The 17,629-nt window shown below is 66.5% G+C and carries 18 protein-coding genes and 2 tRNA genes; 15 read left to right on the forward strand and 5 right to left on the reverse strand.

Annotated elements, in window-relative coordinates; genetic code table 11:
• Positions 1 to 2: 2 nt before the first annotated feature.
• The 5 genes from PIJ50_RS00005 to PIJ50_RS00025 all read left to right on the forward strand — a co-directional run bounded on the left by PIJ50_RS00005 (position 3) and on the right by PIJ50_RS00025 (position 3,886).
• Positions 3 to 77: transfer RNA gene (locus tag PIJ50_RS00005), tRNA-Glu, on the forward strand.
• A gap of 142 nt (positions 78 to 219) precedes the next feature.
• Positions 220 to 294 (forward strand) — tRNA-Glu (locus tag PIJ50_RS00010).
• Between the two features lie 127 nt (positions 295 to 421).
• Positions 422 to 1,552: a lycopene beta-cyclase CrtY gene (gene crtY, locus PIJ50_RS00015; protein WP_271971601.1), complete on the forward strand. Its 1,131-nt coding sequence runs from the start codon at positions 422 to 424 to the stop codon at positions 1,550 to 1,552.
• On the forward strand, positions 1,545 to 2,999 hold the full coding sequence (locus PIJ50_RS00020; RefSeq protein ID WP_271971603.1) for a phytoene desaturase: 1,455 nt from the start codon (positions 1,545 to 1,547) through the stop codon (positions 2,997 to 2,999). The genes crtY and PIJ50_RS00020 overlap by 8 nt, the downstream gene beginning before the upstream one ends.
• A complete protein-coding gene (locus tag PIJ50_RS00025; RefSeq protein WP_271971605.1) occupies positions 2,996 to 3,886 on the forward strand; it encodes a phytoene/squalene synthase family protein in 891 nt (296 codons plus the stop codon). The genes PIJ50_RS00020 and PIJ50_RS00025 overlap by 4 nt, the downstream gene beginning before the upstream one ends.
• On the opposite strand, the gene PIJ50_RS00030 is transcribed toward PIJ50_RS00025, so the two are convergent.
• Both PIJ50_RS00030 and PIJ50_RS00035 read right to left on the reverse strand, forming a co-directional pair.
• Positions 3,871 to 4,377, reverse strand: a complete 507-nt coding sequence (locus tag PIJ50_RS00030) for a sterol desaturase family protein (RefSeq protein ID WP_271971607.1) — start codon at positions 4,375 to 4,377, stop codon at positions 3,871 to 3,873. The two genes, PIJ50_RS00025 and PIJ50_RS00030, sit on opposite strands and share 16 nt — an antisense overlap.
• The gene (locus PIJ50_RS00035; RefSeq protein WP_271971609.1) at positions 4,377 to 5,330 is read right to left on the reverse strand and encodes a polyprenyl synthetase family protein; all 954 of its coding nucleotides are present in this window, start codon (positions 5,328 to 5,330) and stop codon (positions 4,377 to 4,379) included. The genes PIJ50_RS00030 and PIJ50_RS00035 overlap by 1 nt, the downstream gene beginning before the upstream one ends.
• A gap of 94 nt (positions 5,331 to 5,424) precedes the next feature.
• Here PIJ50_RS00035 and fni point away from each other — a divergent pair, with 94 nt between their 5' ends.
• The 4 genes from fni (at position 5,425) to PIJ50_RS00055 (ending at position 10,107) form a co-directional block, all read left to right on the forward strand.
• Complete coding sequence (gene fni, locus PIJ50_RS00040; RefSeq protein WP_271971611.1) at positions 5,425 to 6,435, forward strand: type 2 isopentenyl-diphosphate Delta-isomerase; 1,011 nt, start codon at positions 5,425 to 5,427, stop codon at positions 6,433 to 6,435.
• Between the two features lie 32 nt (positions 6,436 to 6,467).
• On the forward strand, positions 6,468 to 7,859 hold the full coding sequence (gene rimO / locus PIJ50_RS00045; RefSeq protein ID WP_271971612.1) for a 30S ribosomal protein S12 methylthiotransferase RimO: 1,392 nt from the start codon (positions 6,468 to 6,470) through the stop codon (positions 7,857 to 7,859).
• A 49-nt stretch (positions 7,860 to 7,908) separates the two neighbouring features.
• Entirely contained in the window at positions 7,909 to 9,726 is a 1,818-nt protein-coding gene (locus PIJ50_RS00050) for a M3 family oligoendopeptidase (protein WP_271971614.1), read from the forward strand.
• Positions 9,727 to 9,837: 111 nt separating this feature from the next.
• Positions 9,838 to 10,107, forward strand: a complete 270-nt coding sequence (locus PIJ50_RS00055; protein WP_271971616.1) for a hypothetical protein — start codon at positions 9,838 to 9,840, stop codon at positions 10,105 to 10,107.
• Positions 10,108 to 10,391: 284 nt separating this feature from the next.
• Here PIJ50_RS00055 and rpoH read toward each other — a convergent pair whose 3' ends face one another.
• The 3 genes from rpoH to PIJ50_RS00070 all read right to left on the reverse strand — a co-directional run bounded on the left by rpoH (position 10,392) and on the right by PIJ50_RS00070 (position 13,000).
• Positions 10,392 to 11,285 carry an RNA polymerase sigma factor RpoH gene (gene rpoH / locus PIJ50_RS00060; protein ID WP_271971618.1) on the reverse strand — a complete coding sequence of 298 codons (894 nt, stop codon included), beginning with the start codon at positions 11,283 to 11,285 and terminating at the stop codon, positions 10,392 to 10,394.
• A gap of 279 nt (positions 11,286 to 11,564) precedes the next feature.
• The gene (locus PIJ50_RS00065; RefSeq protein ID WP_271971619.1) at positions 11,565 to 11,858 is read right to left on the reverse strand and encodes a hypothetical protein; all 294 of its coding nucleotides are present in this window, start codon (positions 11,856 to 11,858) and stop codon (positions 11,565 to 11,567) included.
• Positions 11,859 to 11,953: 95 nt separating this feature from the next.
• Positions 11,954 to 13,000 (reverse strand): RluA family pseudouridine synthase, encoded by a 1,047-nt coding sequence (locus PIJ50_RS00070; RefSeq protein ID WP_271971620.1) that lies wholly within the window; start codon positions 12,998 to 13,000, stop codon positions 11,954 to 11,956.
• On the opposite strand from PIJ50_RS00070, the gene PIJ50_RS00075 reads away from it, so the two are divergent.
• The 6 genes from PIJ50_RS00075 to pyrG all read left to right on the forward strand — a co-directional run bounded on the left by PIJ50_RS00075 (position 12,999) and on the right by pyrG (position 17,604).
• Positions 12,999 to 13,292, forward strand: a complete 294-nt coding sequence (locus PIJ50_RS00075) for a DUF6476 family protein (protein ID WP_271971621.1) — start codon at positions 12,999 to 13,001, stop codon at positions 13,290 to 13,292. The two genes, PIJ50_RS00070 and PIJ50_RS00075, sit on opposite strands and share 2 nt — an antisense overlap.
• Positions 13,289 to 14,458: a 3-deoxy-D-manno-octulosonic acid transferase gene (locus tag PIJ50_RS00080; protein WP_271971622.1), complete on the forward strand. Its 1,170-nt coding sequence runs from the start codon at positions 13,289 to 13,291 to the stop codon at positions 14,456 to 14,458. The genes PIJ50_RS00075 and PIJ50_RS00080 overlap by 4 nt, the downstream gene beginning before the upstream one ends.
• Positions 14,459 to 14,519: 61 nt before the next feature.
• A complete protein-coding gene (locus PIJ50_RS00085) occupies positions 14,520 to 14,948 on the forward strand; it encodes a MarR family winged helix-turn-helix transcriptional regulator (RefSeq protein WP_271971624.1) in 429 nt (142 codons plus the stop codon).
• 175 nt (positions 14,949 to 15,123) lie between these two features.
• A complete protein-coding gene (locus tag PIJ50_RS00090) occupies positions 15,124 to 15,330 on the forward strand; it encodes a hypothetical protein (RefSeq protein WP_271971625.1) in 207 nt (68 codons plus the stop codon).
• Positions 15,331 to 15,399: 69 nt separating this feature from the next.
• Positions 15,400 to 15,807: a preprotein translocase subunit SecG gene (gene secG, locus PIJ50_RS16405; RefSeq protein ID WP_442900684.1), complete on the forward strand. Its 408-nt coding sequence runs from the start codon at positions 15,400 to 15,402 to the stop codon at positions 15,805 to 15,807.
• A 153-nt stretch (positions 15,808 to 15,960) separates the two neighbouring features.
• On the forward strand, positions 15,961 to 17,604 hold the full coding sequence (gene pyrG / locus PIJ50_RS00100) for a CTP synthase (RefSeq protein WP_271971627.1): 1,644 nt from the start codon (positions 15,961 to 15,963) through the stop codon (positions 17,602 to 17,604).
• Positions 17,605 to 17,629 lie beyond the last annotated feature (25 nt).

Consider the following 17,629-nt stretch of genomic DNA (forward strand, 5'->3'; position numbering starts at 1 on the left):
GTGGCCCGTTCGTCTATCGGTTAGGACGTCAGGTTTTCAACCTGAAAAGAGGGGTTCGACTCCCCTACGGGCTGCCACTTTTCCCAGCAAGTTGATCGTGTTGCACCGCCCTTTCGCGGTGTTTTCCGCGTTTTCACGGTCCTTGCAGAATCCGTCACCACCCGCGTTTTTTCCTCTTGCGCGCCGCGGCGGTTCTGCGTAGAAGCCCGCTACCCAAGTGGCCCGTTCGTCTATCGGTTAGGACGTCAGGTTTTCAACCTGAAAAGAGGGGTTCGACTCCCCTACGGGCTGCCAGGGTGCTTCCACGACATGATGCCGAATTCACGCGTCGATCCTTCGGGATCGAATGCGGATCGCGGCTGAAAAACCCCTCGCCTTTCCGGTGCCGTCCGCTACCATTCCCCCAACGCAAGAGGGACGGATGCAGACACAGATCGCGATGGCCGGTGGGGGCCTGGCCGCCGCCCTGACGGCGTTGCGGCTTCTGGCACGTCCCGACCCGCCGCGCATCCTCATCTTCGATCCCGCCCCGCTGGAGGGGCGGACATGGTCCTTCCACCAGCACGACCTGTCGGAGGAGGATCGCCGCTGGCTGTCCCCCGCCATCGCGCATGAATGGCCGGGGCAGGACGTGCGTTTTCCGGCCTATCGCCGGCAGCTGCGGGCCGGATACGCCACCATCACGCCCGCACGTCTGAAGGCGGCCCTTCAGCACCCCTTGCTGACGATCCGGCCCGACCGGGTGCAGGCGCTGGCGGCCGACCATCTGGTGCTGCAGGACGGCCAGCGGGTGGAGGCGCGCTGCGTCATCGACGCGCGGGGCATCCAGGCGCATCCGGCGCTGGACCTCGCGTTCCAGAAGTTCCTGGGGCAGGAGGTGGAGATCGCCGCCCCCCACGGTCTGACCCGTCCGGTCATCATGGACGCGACGGTGGAGCAGATCGACGGCTACCGTTTCGTCTATGTCCTGCCCTACGGCCCCACGCGTCTGCTGATCGAGGATACGCGCTATTCCGACACCGCCGCCCTGTCGGCCGACGCGGTGCGCGCTGACATCGCGACCTATGCCGCCACGCAGGGTTGGCAAATAACCAATGTGGTCGCCGAGGAATCGGGCGCCCTGCCCCTGATGCTGGGCTTCGACGCCGGCCGCTTCTGGGCCGACGCCGACCTGCCGCGCATCGGGATGCGGGCCGCGCAATTCCATCCGGTCACGGGGTATTCCCTGCCGGACGCCGTCCGCACCTCGGCCGTGGTGGAGCGGCACTGGGCCGAAGGGTCCGCCGCGCTGGCCCAAGCCATCCGCCGCGACGCGCTGACGCGCACCAGCGGCTTTTATCGCCTGCTGAACCGGATGCTGTTCCGGGCCGCCGATCCGGCCCAGCGCCGCCATGTCATGCAGCGCTTCTACCGCCTGCCCGAACCACTGATCGAACGCTTCTATGCCGGGCGCACCACGAAAGCCGACATGGCGCGCATCCTGATCGGCAAGCCCCCCGTGCCCTTGGGACGTGCCTTGCGCGCCCTGCCCGAAAGGATCCCCCATGTCTGACAGAACCGCCGCCGTCATCGGCGCAGGCCTTGGCGGCCTTGCGCTGGCCATCCGCCTGCAATCCGCGGGCATCCGCACCACCCTGTTCGAAAAGCGCGACCTGCCGGGCGGGCGGGCCTATGTCTACAAGGACGCGGGCTTCACCTTCGACGCGGGCCCCACGGTCATCACCGATCCCGAATGCCTGAAGAAGCTGTGGCGCCTGTCGGGCCGGCGGATGGAGGATTACGTCACCCTCCTCCCCGTCGCGCCGTTCTACCAGCTGTGCTGGGAAGACGGGTTCAAGTTCGACTACGCCGACGATCAGGACGCCATCGATCGCCAGATCGCGCTGAAATCGCCGCAGGACGTGGCCGGCTATCGCCGCTTCCTGCGTTATTCCCAGGACGTCTACCGTGAAGGGTATGAAAAGCTGGGAACGGTTCCGTTCCTGCAGTTCCGGTCGATGATCAAGGCGGGCCCGCAGCTTGCGAAACTGCAGGCGTGGCGGTCCGTGTATTCGATGGTCGCGCAGTTCATCAAGGACGACCAGCTGCGGCAGGCGTTCTCGTTCCACACGCTGCTGGTCGGCGGCAACCCGTTCGAGACGTCGTCGATCTATGCCCTGATCCACGCGCTGGAACGGCAGGGCGGCGTGTGGTTCGCCAAGGGCGGCACCGGGGCGCTGGTGCAGGGGATGGTGAACCTGTTCCAGGATCTTGGCGGCGTGATCCATTGCAATGCCGAGGTGGAGGAGGTGGAAACCGAAGGCAACCGCGCCACCGCCTTGCGCGTGAACGGCACCCGCCACGCCTTCGACATGATCGCCAGCAACGCTGACGTGGTCCACACCTATCGCAAGCTGCTAGGCGCGCCGAAGGGCGAGACGCTGGCGAAGAAGCGGCATTCGATGTCGCTGTTCGTGATCTATTTCGGCCTGAAGGGCGAACGGCCCGACCTGCGGCATCACATGGTCCTGTTCGGCAAGCGCTACCGCGCGCTGATCCAGGAGATCTTCCATGGGAGCGAGCTGCAGGACGACTTCTCGCTTTACCTCCATGCGCCGTCGGTCACGGATGACAGCCTCGCCCCTGAAGGGTGCAGCGCCTATTACGTGCTGTCCCCCGTTCCCCATCTGGGACAGGCGGAGATCGACTGGGACGTGGTCGGCCCGCAATACCGCGACCGCATCCTGGATTATCTGGAAGAACATTACATGCCCGGCCTGCGGCGCGACCTGATGACCGTGCGCCATTTCACGCCCTTCGATTTCCGGGACGAGCTGAACGCCCATATGGGCAGCGCCTTTTCCATCGAGCCGATCCTGACGCAGAGCGCGTGGTTCCGCCCGCACAACCGCGACGAGGCCTTGTCGAACTTCTACATCGTGGGCGCGGGCACGCATCCGGGCGCGGGTATCCCCGGCGTCGTCGGCAGCGCCGAGGCGACGGCGGGGCTGATGATATGACCGACACCACCGTTGCCCATGCCGAAGACAGCATCGCCAAGGGATCAAAGAGCTTCGCCGCCGCCGCGCGCATCTTCGACCGGCAGACGCGCGACGATTGCGTGATGCTGTACGCCTGGTGTCGCCATTGCGACGACGTGATTGACGGGCAGGACCACGGGATGACGCAAAGCGCCGATTTCCGGCAGGGGCAGATGCAGCGCCTGGCCACCCTGCGCGCGCAGACGGCCGCCGCGCTGGCCGGAGAGCCGCAGACGGACCCGGTTTTCGAATCCCTGCGCCGCGTGGCCGGGCGCAACGCGATCCCCGCCCTTCATCCGAACCAGCTTCTGGACGGATTCGCCATGGACGTGGCCGAGCGGGAGTATCGCACGACCGATGATCTCCTGGACTACTGCTATCACGTGGCGGGCGTGGTGGGCGTGATGATGGCGCAGATCATGGGCGCCCGCGATCCGGAGGTTCTGGACCGCGCCTCCGACCTCGGCATCGGGTTCCAGCTGACCAACATCGCCCGCGACGTGATGGAGGATGCGGCCGCCGGACGGTCCTATCTGCCGCAGGACCTTCTGGGCGACCGCAGCCGCGACGACCTGTACCGCGTGGCCCTGCACCTGCTGGATCTGGCCGAAGCGTATTACGACAGCGCCCTGACCGGCATGGCCGCCCTTCCCCCGCGATCGGCGCTGGCCATCGCGGCGGCGCGGCGGGTGTATCGCGCCATCGGGGTGAAGCTGCGCAAGGGTGGCCCGGCGGCGTGGGACGGACGGGTCAGCACCACCAAAGCGGAAAAGGCGGCGCTGTTCGCGGCCGCCTCGGTGGATGTGGCGCGCAGCCGGTTTTCAAAACCGAAGCCGCGCGTAGGGCTTTATCAGCGGCCGTCCTGAACGTCGCGCACCAGATCCCGGTCGGTGCGCTTGTTCTGGTCCAACTCCTTCACAAGGGTCTTCACGGGCTTGGCCCAGATGAAGCCGAAGGACACGCAGCCTTCCTTTCCCTCCACCGCGTGGTGCAGGCGGTGGGCCTGATACAGCCGCTTGGCATAGCCCTTGCGCGGGATGTAGTTGAAGGGCCAGCGCTTGTGCACCAGACCGTCATGCGCGACGAAGTACAGGATGCCGTACAGCGTCACGCCGATGCCCAGCCAGGTGGCCGGACGCCACCACCACTCGCCGGCCAGAAACAGGCCGATGGCAAAGACGGCGAAAACCACGGCGTAAAGGTCGTTCATCTCGAACGGGCCGTGCGTTTCCTCGTGGTGGGACTTGTGCCAGCCCCAGCCCCATCCGTGCATGATGTACTTGTGCGACGCCCACGCCACCCATTCCATGAAGGCGACGGTGGCGATGACGACAACGACCGGAACGATCCAACCCATCACGACGATACCCTTTCCTCGCGGCGCGTGGCCATGCGGGCCACCAGCAGGTCGCGGTCGAACACCTCGCCGATCATCCACTGATAGGGGGCGGGATCCACTCCCGCCGCATCCAGCGCGTGCTGGGCCCGCAGCAGCAGGTCAAGGCAGCGGCGCAACGCGCGTTCCGGGCCCAGTTCGGCCACGAACGTGGTCTTGTTAGCGTCCTTGCCCACGTCCTTGCCGAACTCCTCGGCCGTTTTCATGCTGTCGCCCAGATCGTCGGCGATCTGGAAGGCCTGCCCCAGATCCGTGGCGAACTGCCGCAGGTGCCCGCGGCGCGTGTCGTCCTGACCGGCCAGGATCGCCCCCATCTCCACCGCCGCCACCAGAAGGACGCCGGTCTTCATGCGGTTCACCTGGTCGATGCGCTGAAGGATCGACGAAGGACCATCCCCCGCGCCGAATCCGTTCACGTCATATTCCTGACCTGCGACCAGCCCGCCCCAGCCCACGGCCCCCGACAGCGCCGTCACCAGCGCCACGCGCTGCGCGTCCGTCGCCGACAGGGTGCCCAGGATCGCGAAGGACTGGTTCAAGAGCCCCACCGCTCCCAGGATCGCCGTCGCCTGCCCCCAGGCCACATGGGTGGCCGGGCGGCCGCGGCGCAGCCCCGAATCGTCCATGCAGGGCAGATCGTCCAGGATCAGCGACGCCGAATGCACCATCTCCAGCGCGCAGCCGGCGTCCAGAAGGGCGGCGTCATCGGCCCCGTCCCCCGCCAGATGCACGAGGAACGGCCGCATCCGCTTGCCCGAGGCGAGGATCGCATCCGTGGACGCCGCCATCAGGCGCGACGGGGCGCCCGCGGGGGCGCCGACGTGCCGCAGCATCCGCTGCTCCAGCGCGGTGCGGAAGGCCGCGAAGCGTTCCGCGTGGCTTCCCGTCGAAGCAAGATCGGGCGTCATGTTCATGTCGGGGTCGCTTACGTTTGCCGCAGATGTCATCATGCACTATCTGGACGACCACGCCCTTATGTCAAACACTAGCTTTCGGAAGCCACCGCCCATGACCAGCGAACGCAAGTCCCAGCATCTGGATATCGTGCTGGAAGGGCGGGCCGCGGGGAACGGGAAGACCGGTCTGGACGCCGTGCGGTTCGAGCATGTGGCCCTCCCTGACCTGCATCTGGATGCGATCGACCTTTCGACGGAGTTTCTGGGGCGCCGGGTGGCGCTGCCGTTCCTCGTCAGCTCCATGACCGGGGGGCCCGCGCGCGCGGCGGCGATCAACGCGAACCTCGCGGCGGCCTGTCAGGCGGCGGGGGTGGCGCTGGCCGTGGGATCGCAGCGCGTGGCGTTGGAAACGGGGGATGCGGGGGGCCTTGACGGGTCGCTGCGGAGGGCGGCGCCGGGCATCCCGATCCTTGCCAATCTGGGGGCGGCGCAGTTCAACCTCGGCTACGGCACTGATCACGCCCGCCGCGCGGTGGAGGCGATCGAAGCGGACGCGCTGATCATCCACCTCAACCCCCTGCAGGAGGCGTTGCAGCCGGAAGGCGACCGCGACTGGCGCGGGCTGCTGACGAAGATCGGCACGCTGGCGCGGGACCTGCCCGTTCCTGTCGTGGTGAAGGAGGTGGGGGCAGGCCTGTCCGGTCGCATGGCCGCGCGGCTGGCCGCCGAAGGCATCCGCCATTTTGACACGGCCGGCGCCGGCGGCACCAGCTGGGCCGCGGTGGAGGGGGCGCGCACCACCCGTCCGCGCGACGCCGCCATCGCCGCGGCCTTTGCCGACTGGGGCATACCCACGGCCACCGCAATCCGCCAGATCCGCGAGGCTTGCCCCGACAGCACCCTCATCGCCTCGGGCGGGCTGCTGAACGGGCTGGACGCGGCGCGCGCCCTCCGGCTGGGCGCGGATCTGGCCGGGTTCGCCGCCCCCCTGCTGGCCGCGGCTATTGAGGGGCCGGAGGCGGTGGCCGAGGTCTTCGCCATCCTGGAAGGGCAATTGCGGGTGGCCTGCTTCTGCACCGGATCACGCGATCTTGCCGCCCTGCGCAAGGCGGCCTTGCTCTGAACCCTCTTCCGTGACGGGCCGCCCATCGCTATATGGGCGCGATGACCCAGAACCCGCCGAATCTCCGCCCCGACCTGGCCCCCAGGATCGTGATCGACGCGCCGCCGCGCGCCGGCCAGCCGACCATCGGCATGGTCAGCCTTGGCTGCCCCAAGGCGCTGGTCGACAGCGAGCGGATCCTGACCCGCCTGCGGGCCGAGGGCTACGCGATCAGCCCCGACTACAAGGGCGCGGACGCGGTCATCGTGAACACTTGCGGGTTTCTCGATTCGGCCAAGGCTGAAAGCCTCGATGCCATCGGCGAGGCGCTGCGCGAGAACGGCAAGGTGCTGGTCACCGGATGCCTTGGCGCGGACCCCGAATACATCACTGGCGCGCATCCCAAGGTCATGGCCGTCACCGGCCCGCATCAATACGAGGCGGTTCTGGACGCCGTCCACCGCGCCGTCCCGCCGAAGCCCGACCCCTATTTCGACCTGCTGCCCGCGCAAAGCATCAGCCTGACGCCGCGGCATTTCAGCTATCTGAAGATCTCGGAAGGCTGCAACCACAAGTGCAAGTTCTGCATCATCCCGGACATGCGTGGCCGCCTGGTCAGCCGTCCGGCCCATGCCGTGCTGCGCGAGGCGGAAAAGCTGGTTGAGGCGGGCGTCAAGGAACTGCTGGTGATCAGTCAGGATACCTCGGCCTATGGTCTTGACCGCAAGCACGACTTCGCCCCGTGGAAGGGTGGCGACGTGCGCGCGCACATCACCGACCTGTCCCGCGAACTGGGCAAATTGGGCGCTTGGGTCCGGCTGCATTACGTCTATCCCTACCCCCATGTGCGCGACCTGATCCCGCTGATGGCGGAGGGGCTGGTGCTGCCCTACCTCGACATCCCGTTCCAGCACGCGCATCCCGACACGCTGAAGCGCATGGCCCGCCCCGCCGCCGCCGCCCGCACGCTGGACGAGATCGCGGCATGGCGCGCCGCCTGCCCCGACATCACCCTGCGATCGACCTTCATCGTCGGCTATCCCGGTGAGACGGAGGCCGAGTTCCAGACCCTGCTGGACTGGCTGGACGAGGCGCAGCTGGATCGCGTCGGCTGCTTCCAGTACGAGAACGTCGCCGGTGCCCGGTCCGCCGATCTGCCGGATCACGTTCCCGCTGAAATCAAGCAGGACCGCTGGGACCGCTTCATGGAAAAGGCCCAAGCCATCTCCGAGGCGAAGCTGGCCCGCAAGGTCGGCACCCTGCAGCAGGTCATCGTGGACGAGGTGGACGCCGACGGCGCCACCTGCCGCACCAAGGCCGACGCGCCGGAGATCGACGGCAACCTCTTCATCGACGAAGGATTCGAGCATCTGAAGCCCGGCGACATGGTGACGGTCCGCGTGGACGAGGCCAGCGAATACGACCTCTGGGGCTCGCTCACTTGAACTTGGGCGGGGGCCGGGCCTACATGGGGTGAAACTGAAAGGACACTCCATGACCCTGCCCCGCCCCGTCTTCGACGCCACCACCAGCGGCGGGGGTGCGTTCGGCAAGCTGCCGGAATGGGACCTGACGGACCTTTACCCCTCCCCCGACGCGCCCGAGGTCGAACGCGATATGGATTGGGTGCGCGACACCTGCGCCCGCTTCGCCGCGACATATCAAGGAAAGCTGGCCACACTGGACGCCGCGGCCCTGCTGGACTGCGTGCGGACCTACGAACAGATCGATGTCACCGCCGGCCGCCTGATGTCCTATGCGGGCCTGCGCTATTACCAGAACACGATGGCCAGCGAACGCGCCAAGTTCATGTCCGACGCGCAGGACGAGATCACGGAAGCGACCACCCCGCTCGTCTTCTTCACGCTAGAATTCAACCGGCTGGACGACGCCCATCTGGATGCGCGGATGGCTGAAAACGCCGACCTCGCCCGCTACAAGCCGGTGTTCGAACGGATGCGCGCCATGCGCCCCCACCAGTTGAGCGATGAGCTGGAGACGTTCCTGCACGACCAGTCCACCGTCGGCGCCGCCGCGTGGAACCGCCTGTTCGACGAGACCACCGCCGGGATGATGTTCACCGTGGACGGCGAGGAGCTGAACTTAGAGGCCACGCTGAACCTGCTGACCGACGCGGACCGTGCCAAGCGCGAGGCCGCCGCCCGCGCGCTGGCCATCGTCTTCGACAAGAACGTGAAGCTCTTCGCCCGCATCCACAACACGCTGGCCAAGGAGAAGGAGATCGAGGACCGCTGGCGCAAGATGCCGACCCCCCAGACCGGCCGCCACCTGTCGAACCACGTGGAGCCGGAGGTGGTGGAGGCGCTGCGCAACGCCGTAGTCGCTGCCTATCCGAAGCTGTCGCACCGTTATTACCGGCTGAAGGCGAAGTGGCTGGGGCTGGATGTGCTGCAGGTCTGGGACCGCAATGCGCCGCTGCCGACCGAAACCCCGCGCGTGATCGGCTGGGACGAGGCGCGGGCGACCGTGACCGAGGCCTATGCCGCCTTCGACCCGCGCATGGCCGATCTGGTAGAGCCGTTCTTCACCAAGGGTTGGATCGACGCAGGAGTCAAACCGGGCAAGGCCCCGGGCGCCTTCGCCCACCCGACCGTGACGACCGTGCACCCCTATGTGATGCTGAACTACCTCGGCAAACCGCGCGATGTGATGACGCTGGCGCATGAGCTGGGCCATGGCGTCCATCAGGTGCTGGCGGCGGAACAGGGGGAACTGCTGTCCTCCACCCCCCTGACGCTGGCCGAAACCGCGAGCGTGTTCGGCGAGATGCTGACCTTCCGCAAGCTGCTGGATGGCGCGAAGACGCAGGCCGAACGCAAGACCCTGCTGGCCGGCAAGGTGGAGGACATGATCAACACGGTCGTCCGCCAGATCGCCTTCTACGACTTCGAATGCAAGCTGCACGCGGCCCGCGCCGAGGGCGAACTGACCCCCGATGACATCAACGCCCTCTGGATGTCCGTGCAGGCGCAGTCCTTGGGCGACGCGTTCGAGTTCATGGACGGGTACGAGACCTTCTGGTCCTATGTCCCGCACTTCGTGCATTCGCCCTTCTACGTCTATGCCTACGCCTTCGGCGACGGCCTGGTGAACGCGCTTTATGCCGTTTATGCCGAGGGTGGGGCCGACTTCCAGGACAAGTATTTCGAGATGCTGAAGGCCGGCGGCTCCAAGCACCACAAGGAACTGCTGGCCCCCTTCGGCCTCGACGCCTCCGACCCCGCCTTCTGGGACAAGGGGCTGGCCATGATCGCGGGCTTCATCGACGAGCTGGAGGCGATGGAAGACTGATCGCGCAAAGCGTCTTCCTGACCCAATGGCGGCGCACCTTCGGGAACGTGCCACTGTTGGGTCACACGCTTCGGCGTCATCTAGCGGATCGAGGCAGCGTCTTTATACCGGATGGCCAAGGGGCTGACCGAGGCAATTTGCCTTATCGAATGGTTGACCATGTGGGCCGGAACAGAGGCGGACATCGGCGTCATCCTTCACCAGGCCTATGTGAATAAGGTCACTCTGCTTCGGACGGAAGCGGCCGATCTGGCTCGTGTCCATCAGTCCGTCGATATGCGGGCAAGCGGTGCGGAACTCGCCGAACGGGACACCTTGAGTTTCGACATGTCAGAGGTGCCTAAATTTATGGCCCTACGAAGTTCATGCGGCTGCACTTGAATGGCGTGGGGGCCTTTGATGGGTTGTTCAGGTACATCGCGCAAGACGAGTCCCGGGCCGTCTGGTTCGACCTAGAGGTTGGAAGGGTTGTCGCTCCTATGACTTTGGCATCGATCTGTTCATAGCGCGGGCCGCCATCTCCCGGCGAATCCTAGGCAAATGCAGCGCATGGAGATCGCCCCCGGCGAATGGGCTTTGACCCGCACCTGCAAAGAAGCATGGTTCCGATCAGGAAAAGGCGCGGCCGACCATGATCGACAGCGCCTTTCGCCATCTGCGTGTCGTCACGCGGGAATGGCCATGCCCTTGCCCCGCGCCAGATCGCGCATCTTGTTCTGCAGCTTCTCGAACGCCCGCACCTCAATCTGGCGGATGCGCTCGCGGCTGACGCCGTAGGTTTCCGACAGATCCTCCAGCGTCACGGGCTCGTCGGACAGGCGACGCTGGGCGAGGATGTCCTTTTCCCGGTCGTTCAGCACGTCCATCGCCTGCATCAGCAGCTCGCGCCGGGTTTCCAGCTCGTCCCGCTCGGCATAGTCGGCGGCCTGATCGCTGTCCTCGTCCTCAAGCCAGTCCTGCCACTGGGCGCCACCATCCTCGGAGCCCACCGTCGCGTTCAGCGAGGCGTCGGACCCGGCCAGACGGCGGTTCATGGAAATGACTTCCTCCTCCGACACGTTCAGGTCGGTGGCGATGCGGGCCACGTTCTCGGGGCGCAGGTCGCCTTCTTCCAGTGCACCGACCTTTGCCTTCGCCTTGCGCAGGTTGAAGAACAGCTTCTTCTGGGCCGAGGTGGTGCCCAGCTTCACAAGGCTCCACGACCGCAGGATGTATTCCTGGATCGAGGCGCGGATCCACCACATCGCATAGGTGGCCAGCCGGAAGCCCTTTTCGGGATCGAACCGCTTCACCGCCTGCATCAAGCCGACATTCGCCTCCGAGATGACCTCGGCCTGCGGCAGGCCGTAACCGCGGTAGCCCATGGCGATCTTCGCCGCCAGCCGCAGGTGGGAAGTGACGAGCCGGTGCGCCGCGCTGGAATCCTGATGGTCCACCCAGCTCTTGGCCAGCATGTATTCCTCCTCCGGCTCCAGCAGGGGGAATTTGCGGATCTCCTGCATGTAGCGATTCAGGCCCTGTTCGGGGGACGGGGCGGGAAGGTTGGTATAGCTGGCCATGTGAAACCTCCATTCATGCCTTCAGCGGTGCCGAAGCGACAGCCCGGTGCGGGGAGTACATCTGCATACCGTTTGTTGCAGGGGAAACCGACGCAGAACCGCAATTGTTGCACATGTTCACGCGAATGTGGCGTATATAGGGAGGTTATTTCATTTTTGACACCTCCCTACCTAGCAATCGCGACAGAAATTCCATTTTTCGGCGCGATTACCTCCCTTCAGGGCCGGGAATGCCCTTGGGAAAGCCCCCTCTAGGCAGGACGTCTTTTCCCTTCCGGTCTAGTGGGTCCGCGGCGGCAGGCAGTTGCGCTCACCGGGCTTGCAATGCTCGACACCCTTTTCCTTCTTGCGATCGGCCTGAGGGTGGACGGACCGTGCATCATGACGCGGTTCCCGAGCTGCATCCTTCCGGTCCAGATTGCGATGCTCCGTGCGCGGGGCGTCGTTCCGGGAAGGCACCGGCTTCTCGCAGCGATCGCCTTGGCATGGGGGCATCGTGTGCTGGGCCATGGAGGCTGTGCCCACCAGCGCAAGGGTCAGCGCCAGCAGCGAGGTTGAAAGGATACGTGTCATGGAAGCATACTCCGTTGTCTGTCCACCCGTTACAACGGCGTCCGCCCTTTCTTCCGTCTCGGCTCAGCCCTTACGTTTTCGTGATCGCAGGCCGGCTACGACGCCGCTTCTCCCTGCCGCAGCGCCTTCAGCAGTGCCGCCATGTCAGGGGGAAGCGGCGCCTCGAAGGCCAGACGCTCCTCCGTCACGGGATGCACGAAGCCCAGGGTCGCGGCGTGCAGGGCCTGGCGCGGGAACTGCGCCGCCGCCTCGGCCGCGGCGGCGCCCAGCACCTTGGCGGCGACCTTGCGTTTGCCGCCATAGGTCTGGTCGCCCAGAAGGCCGTGGCCGGCATAGGCCATGTGCACCCGGATCTGGTGGGTGCGGCCCGTTTCCAGCCAGCATTCCAGAAGGGAGGCGACGCCGTAATCCTCCAGCACCCGGGCGCGGGTGATGGCGTGGCGGCCACCATGGAACGTGACCGCTTGGCGCTGCCGGTCCGACCGGTGCCGGTCCAGATGGGTCGCAATCTTCAGGATGCCACCCTGTTCGAAGCTGACGCCCTGCAGCCCGCGCAGGCGCGGATCGGTGGCGCTGGGCGTTCCGTGAACCAGCGCAAGGTAGCGGCGCATGACCGTGTGCGCCTCGAACTGCGCGGCAAGACCGTGATGCGCGCGGTCGGACTTGGCGGCCACCAGAAGGCCCGACGTGTCCTTGTCGATGCGGTGCACGATGCCCGGGCGCTTTTCGCCGCCGATGCCCGACAGGCTGCCCGCGCAATGGGCCAGCAGCGCGTTCACCAGCGTGCCCGTGGGCGATCCCGGGGCGGGATGCACGACCATGCCCACCGGCTTGTCGATCACGATCAGGTCGTCATCCTCGTGGACGACCACCAGCGGGATCGCCTCGGGCCGGGCGTCCACCTCCTCGGGCGCGGACAGGATCAGGGTCAGGACGTCGCCTTCCGTCACCCGGTCCTTGGCCGCAACGGGCCGGCCGTCGCGCAGAACCTCGCCCGCCGCGATCATCCGCGTCAGGCGCGACCGGGAAAGGGCCGCCTCCTCTGGCACCTCGAGCGCGAGGGCCTTATCAAGGCGGTCAGGCGGGTTCGGCCCGATCACCACTTGGATTTGGCCCGCATCGGGGCCGGAAAGGTTCGCCATGGACGAGGCTCCGCAAGGCTTGCCGCCCGGATTGGGCTTTCTGAAGGCGCTGGTCACCATCCTGACGGTGGTGCTGATCGGGGGCCTGATAACCGTGATCTGGCTGCTTGTCACGCGGGTGCCGCAGGCGCTGGACCGCGCGCCCACCCTGCCCCCGGCCATCCGGCTGGACGGCGCCGTGCCCACGGCCGTGACGCTGGGCCGCGGCTGGACCGCCGTCGTGACCGAGGACAACCGCATCCTGATCTTCAATGACGACGGATCGCTGCGGCAGGAGGTCCGGGTCGAATGATCCTTTACCGCCTTCTGATGCTGGCCGCCCTGCCGGTGCTGGCGCTGATGGCGGCGCGTCGCGACACGCTGGCCGAACGTATGGCACGGGTGCCCCTGCCGGAAGGCGCGATCTGGGTGCATGGTGCGAGCAACGGAGAGCTGACGTCGGCCCGTTCGGTGATCGAGGGGCTGGCGGCGCAGGGTGACACGGTTCTGGTCACCTGCAACAACCCCACCGCCAAGGCGATGGTGTCGGGCTGGAACCTGCCCGGCGTCACGGCGCGCCTGGCCCCTTTCGACGTCTGGCCCGTGATGCGCCGTTTTCTGCGCTCTCGCCCCCGCGCCCTGATCGTGGTGGAGAATGAATTGTGGCCCGAGCGCATCCTGTCCGCCCCCATGCCCGTGCTGGTGATCGGGGCGCGGATGTCCGAACGGTCCGCCCGCCGATGGGCACGGATCGGGCTGATGCGGCGGATGCTGCAACGCCTGTCCTGGGTCAGCGCGCAGGATGAGGGGAGCGAGACGCGGCTGCGCGACCTGGGCCTTCCCGCCGACCGGATCGGCCCGCGCCTGACGCTGAAATCCGCCATCCGGCTGGACGATTCCCCCCTGCCGCCCCTGCCCCATCCGCGCGACACGACGCTTCTGGCCGCCTCCACCCACCCGGGGGAGGATGAGGTGATCCTGGACGCTTTCCGTGCGCAAAGCCGGTTCCGCTGGCTGATCCTCGCCCCTCGCCATCCCGTGCGGGGGGACGAGGTGGCGGCGCTGGCCCGCGGAAAGGGCTTCGCGGTGGCGCAGCGGTCGGCGGGCGACGCACCGGGCGGGGAAGTTTATGTGGCCGACACGCTGGGCGAGATGCCGCTGTGGTATCGGGCGGCCTGCGCCACCGTGATCGGCGGCAGCTTCTTGCCCAAGGGCGGGCACACGCCGTTCGAGCCGGCGGCCTACGACTCCGCCCTGATCCACGGGCCGCATGTGGCGAACTTCGCCGCAATCTTCGCCTCGCTGTACCGGGACGGCGCGGCGCTGTCGACACAGGCCGACACGCTGGCCGCCACGCTGGACGGGATGGACCCGCTGCGGCGTGGGGTCATGGTCCGGGCCGCCAGCGCCGCCTTGCGGTCCGACGACGCGGCGGCCGTGGTGCTGACGGCGCTGAACGCACGGGTGGCACGGCCTTGACGGTTGACCTGCGCCCGCCCTTCTTTACACAGGGGCCAGCCCTGAAGGTCCAAAGGTCCCCATGCCCACGCAGTCGGAAGAGTTTCTGGACGTTCTGATCAAGGTGAACCGCAAGATGCGGACCCGCTTCGACGCCCGCGCGAAAGAGATGGGGCTGACCCTGTCGCGCGCGCGCCTTCTGGTGCAACTGGCCCGGGAGGATGGGCCGACGCAAACCCAGTTGGCCCAGCATCTGGACGTGGAACAACCCTCCATCGTGGGGCTGGTGGACGCGCTGGAAAAGGCGGGCCTTGTGGAACGGCGGGCCAATGGCGGCGACCGGCGGCAGCGGACGGTGCACCTGACGCCCGCTGCGCGTGAACAGGCAAGCGACCTTCTGTCCTATGTCGCGACTCTGCGGTCCGAAATCTTCCGCGGCCTGTCGGAAGACGATCTGCGCGAGGGCAATCGAATCATGCGGCGCGTTTTCGCGAATGTCTGCCCATCTTGAAGACTCTTCTTCCGGTTGAACGGTGTCTTGTTGCCTTCCATTTGCGCGAAGCCGAGGTCCTGACGGCAAAAAACCGATAGAACATGATGAAAATGCGAACGAACTGACCAACAGCCAAGTAGCCACGCCGCCCACAGGGCACTATCTTGGGTTGAAAGCCCCGAGGACCGCACCCATGGACACCGAGCGTATGATCGAGCTGGAGCGCGAAGTGGTCGCGACCCGTCGGGCGGCCGTGGACATCCTGCACGATCTTGTTCTGGCCGGTCCGGGGCTGGATCCGGCCCGTGTGGCGGAAGACCTGGAACGCCGCGCCGACACTGCCGCTGGACCCGAGGCGCGGCTGGCCCGCCTTCTGGCCGAGACGCTTCGCCGCCTTTGACCCTTTGGGGTTGCGGGACGGGTCACATCCTTCTAGATAGGCGCGTCAGCATCCGAAGGCCGTTCCTGCATGGAAAACGTCATCCTCACCGTTCACCTGATCCTCGCCCTGCTGCTTGTGGGGGTCGTGCTGTTGCAACGGTCCGAGGGCGGCGGCCTTGGCATGGGCGGCAGCGGCGGCGGTGCCATGACGCGCCGTCAGGCGGCCACCGCGCTGACGCGGGCCACCTGGCTGATCGCGATCGCCTTCATCTGCACCTCGGTGGCGCTGACCATCGTCGCGGCCTCGAACTCCTCCGGCGGGTCGGTCCTTGACCAGATCGGCAGCTCCACCTCGCAGGACGCTCAGGGCGACGATGCGGCCCCCGGCGCGGGCCTGCTGCCCCCCACGACCGGCACGACCTCCGGCTCGGGCTCGCTCACGCCGCCGCGCGCGGACGATGCGACGCCCCCGCCGGCTCCGGCTCCGGCCAACTGATCCATCACGCATGTCGGGCCGCAGGGCCCGGCCTTCATCACGGGGCCGGTTGCGCAGGGTGAGGCCCTGCGTTATATCCCGAGTCCCGTGATGATGCGATTCCGCACTGCCGAATCGCCGTCCTCAAATCGTATTCACGGGAGATCTCCACGCATGGCGCGATATGTTTTCATCACCGGCGGCGTGGTGTCCTCGCTGGGCAAGGGCCTGGCCTCGGCGGCACTGGGTGCGCTTTTGCAGGCGCGCGGCTATTCAGTCCGCCTCCGCAAGCTCGACCCCTACCTGAACGTCGACCCCGGCACGATGAGCCCGTTCGAACATGGCGAGGTCTTCGTCACCGATGACGGCGCGGAGACCGACCTTGATCTTGGTCATTACGAACGCTTCACGGGCGTAGCCGCGCGCAACACCGACAGCGTGTCGTCGGGCCGCATCTATTCCACCGTGCTGGAAAAGGAACGCCGTGGCGACTACCTCGGCAAGACGATTCAGGTGATCCCCCACGTCACGAATGAGATCAAGGACTTCCTGTCCGTAGGCGAGGACGAGGTCGACTTCATGCTGTGCGAGATCGGCGGCACGGTCGGCGATATCGAAGGCCTGCCCTTCTTCGAAGCGATCCGTCAGTTCGCGCAGGACAAGCCGCGCGGCCAGTGCATCTTCGTCCACCTGACGCTGTTGCCCTATGTGACGGCCTCGGGTGAGCTGAAGACGAAGCCCACCCAGCATTCGGTCAAGGAACTGCGGTCGATCGGCATCGCGCCCGACGTGCTGCTTCTGCGGTCCGAGCATGAGATTCCGGAAAAGGAGCGCGAGAAGATCGCCCTCTTCTGCAACGTCCGCAAGGACGCGGTGATCGCGGCCCCAGACCTGAAGACGATCTACGAGGCGCCGCTGGCTTATCACCGCGAGGGCTTTGACCAGGCGGTTCTGGACGCGTTCGGCATCTCGCCCGCGCCCAAGCCCAACCTGTCGCGCTGGACCGATGTGATGGACCGCCTGGTTCATGCCGAGGGCGAGGTGCGCGTGGCCATTGTCGGCAAGTACACGCAGCTGGAAGACGCCTATAAATCCATCGCCGAGGCGCTGACCCATGGAGGCATGGCCAACCGCACCCGCGTGAAGGCCGAATGGATCGACGCCGAGCAGTTCGAGCATCAGGACCCCGCCCCCTATCTGGAAGGCTATCACGCGATCCTGGTGCCCGGGGGCTTTGGCGAACGCGGCACCGAGGGCAAGATCCGCGCCGCGCAATACGCCCGCGAAAAGAACCTGCCCTATCTGGGCATCTGCCTTGGCATGCAGATGGCCGTGATCGAGGCGGCGCGGAACCTCGCCAAGGTCAAGAACGCGGGGTCGGAGGAGTTCGACCACGAAACGGGCCACAAGCGCTTCACCCCGGTCGTCTATCACCTGAAGGAATGGGTGCAGGGCAACCATGTCGTGGAACGCAAGATCGGCGACGACAAGGGCGGCACCATGCGCCTGGGCGCCTACACCGCCGCGCTGGCCGAGGATTCGCTGGTGGCCCGCGTCTATGGCACGACCGAGATCGAGGAGCGCCACCGTCACCGCTACGAAGTGGACATCACCTATCGCGACCAGTTGGAAGCTTGCGGGATGACCTTCTCGGGCATGTCGCCCGACGGCCGCCTGCCCGAGATCGTGGAGATGAAGGGCCATCCGTGGTTCATCGGCGTGCAGTTCCACCCGGAGCTGAAATCGAAGCCCTTCGCGCCGCACCCGCTGTTCGCCGACTTCGTTCGCGCGGCCATCGACGCTAGCCGTCTGGTCTGACGCTTCCCATCTATGCGAAACGAAA

Source organism: Falsirhodobacter sp. 20TX0035 (assembly GCF_028307215.1).
Taxonomy (GTDB): domain Bacteria; phylum Pseudomonadota; class Alphaproteobacteria; order Rhodobacterales; family Rhodobacteraceae; genus Falsirhodobacter.

Excerpts from the sequence above, each read along its gene's own strand:
- crtY (WP_271971601.1), top strand. The coding sequence starts at position 422 with ATGCAGACACAGATCGCGATGGCCGGTGGGGGCCTGGCCGCCGCCCTG.
- PIJ50_RS00020 (WP_271971603.1), top strand. The coding sequence starts at position 1,545 with ATGTCTGACAGAACCGCCGCCGTCATCGGCGCAGGCCTTGGCGGCCTT.
- PIJ50_RS00025 (WP_271971605.1), top strand. The coding sequence starts at position 2,996 with ATGACCGACACCACCGTTGCCCATGCCGAAGACAGCATCGCCAAGGGA.
- PIJ50_RS00030 (WP_271971607.1), bottom strand. The coding sequence starts at position 4,377 with ATGGGTTGGATCGTTCCGGTCGTTGTCGTCATCGCCACCGTCGCCTTC.
- PIJ50_RS00035 (WP_271971609.1), bottom strand. The coding sequence starts at position 5,330 with ATGAACATGACGCCCGATCTTGCTTCGACGGGAAGCCACGCGGAACGC.
- fni (WP_271971611.1), top strand. The coding sequence starts at position 5,425 with ATGACCAGCGAACGCAAGTCCCAGCATCTGGATATCGTGCTGGAAGGG.
- rimO (WP_271971612.1), top strand. The coding sequence starts at position 6,468 with ATGGGCGCGATGACCCAGAACCCGCCGAATCTCCGCCCCGACCTGGCC.
- PIJ50_RS00050 (WP_271971614.1), top strand. The coding sequence starts at position 7,909 with ATGACCCTGCCCCGCCCCGTCTTCGACGCCACCACCAGCGGCGGGGGT.
- PIJ50_RS00055 (WP_271971616.1), top strand. The coding sequence starts at position 9,838 with ATGGCCAAGGGGCTGACCGAGGCAATTTGCCTTATCGAATGGTTGACC.
- rpoH (WP_271971618.1), bottom strand. The coding sequence starts at position 11,285 with ATGGCCAGCTATACCAACCTTCCCGCCCCGTCCCCCGAACAGGGCCTG.
- PIJ50_RS00065 (WP_271971619.1), bottom strand. The coding sequence starts at position 11,858 with ATGACACGTATCCTTTCAACCTCGCTGCTGGCGCTGACCCTTGCGCTG.
- PIJ50_RS00075 (WP_271971621.1), top strand. The coding sequence starts at position 12,999 with ATGGACGAGGCTCCGCAAGGCTTGCCGCCCGGATTGGGCTTTCTGAAG.
- PIJ50_RS00070 (WP_271971620.1), bottom strand. The coding sequence starts at position 13,000 with ATGGCGAACCTTTCCGGCCCCGATGCGGGCCAAATCCAAGTGGTGATC.
- PIJ50_RS00080 (WP_271971622.1), top strand. The coding sequence starts at position 13,289 with ATGATCCTTTACCGCCTTCTGATGCTGGCCGCCCTGCCGGTGCTGGCG.
- PIJ50_RS00085 (WP_271971624.1), top strand. The coding sequence starts at position 14,520 with ATGCCCACGCAGTCGGAAGAGTTTCTGGACGTTCTGATCAAGGTGAAC.
- PIJ50_RS00090 (WP_271971625.1), top strand. The coding sequence starts at position 15,124 with ATGGACACCGAGCGTATGATCGAGCTGGAGCGCGAAGTGGTCGCGACC.
- secG (WP_442900684.1), top strand. The coding sequence starts at position 15,400 with ATGGAAAACGTCATCCTCACCGTTCACCTGATCCTCGCCCTGCTGCTT.
- pyrG (WP_271971627.1), top strand. The coding sequence starts at position 15,961 with ATGGCGCGATATGTTTTCATCACCGGCGGCGTGGTGTCCTCGCTGGGC.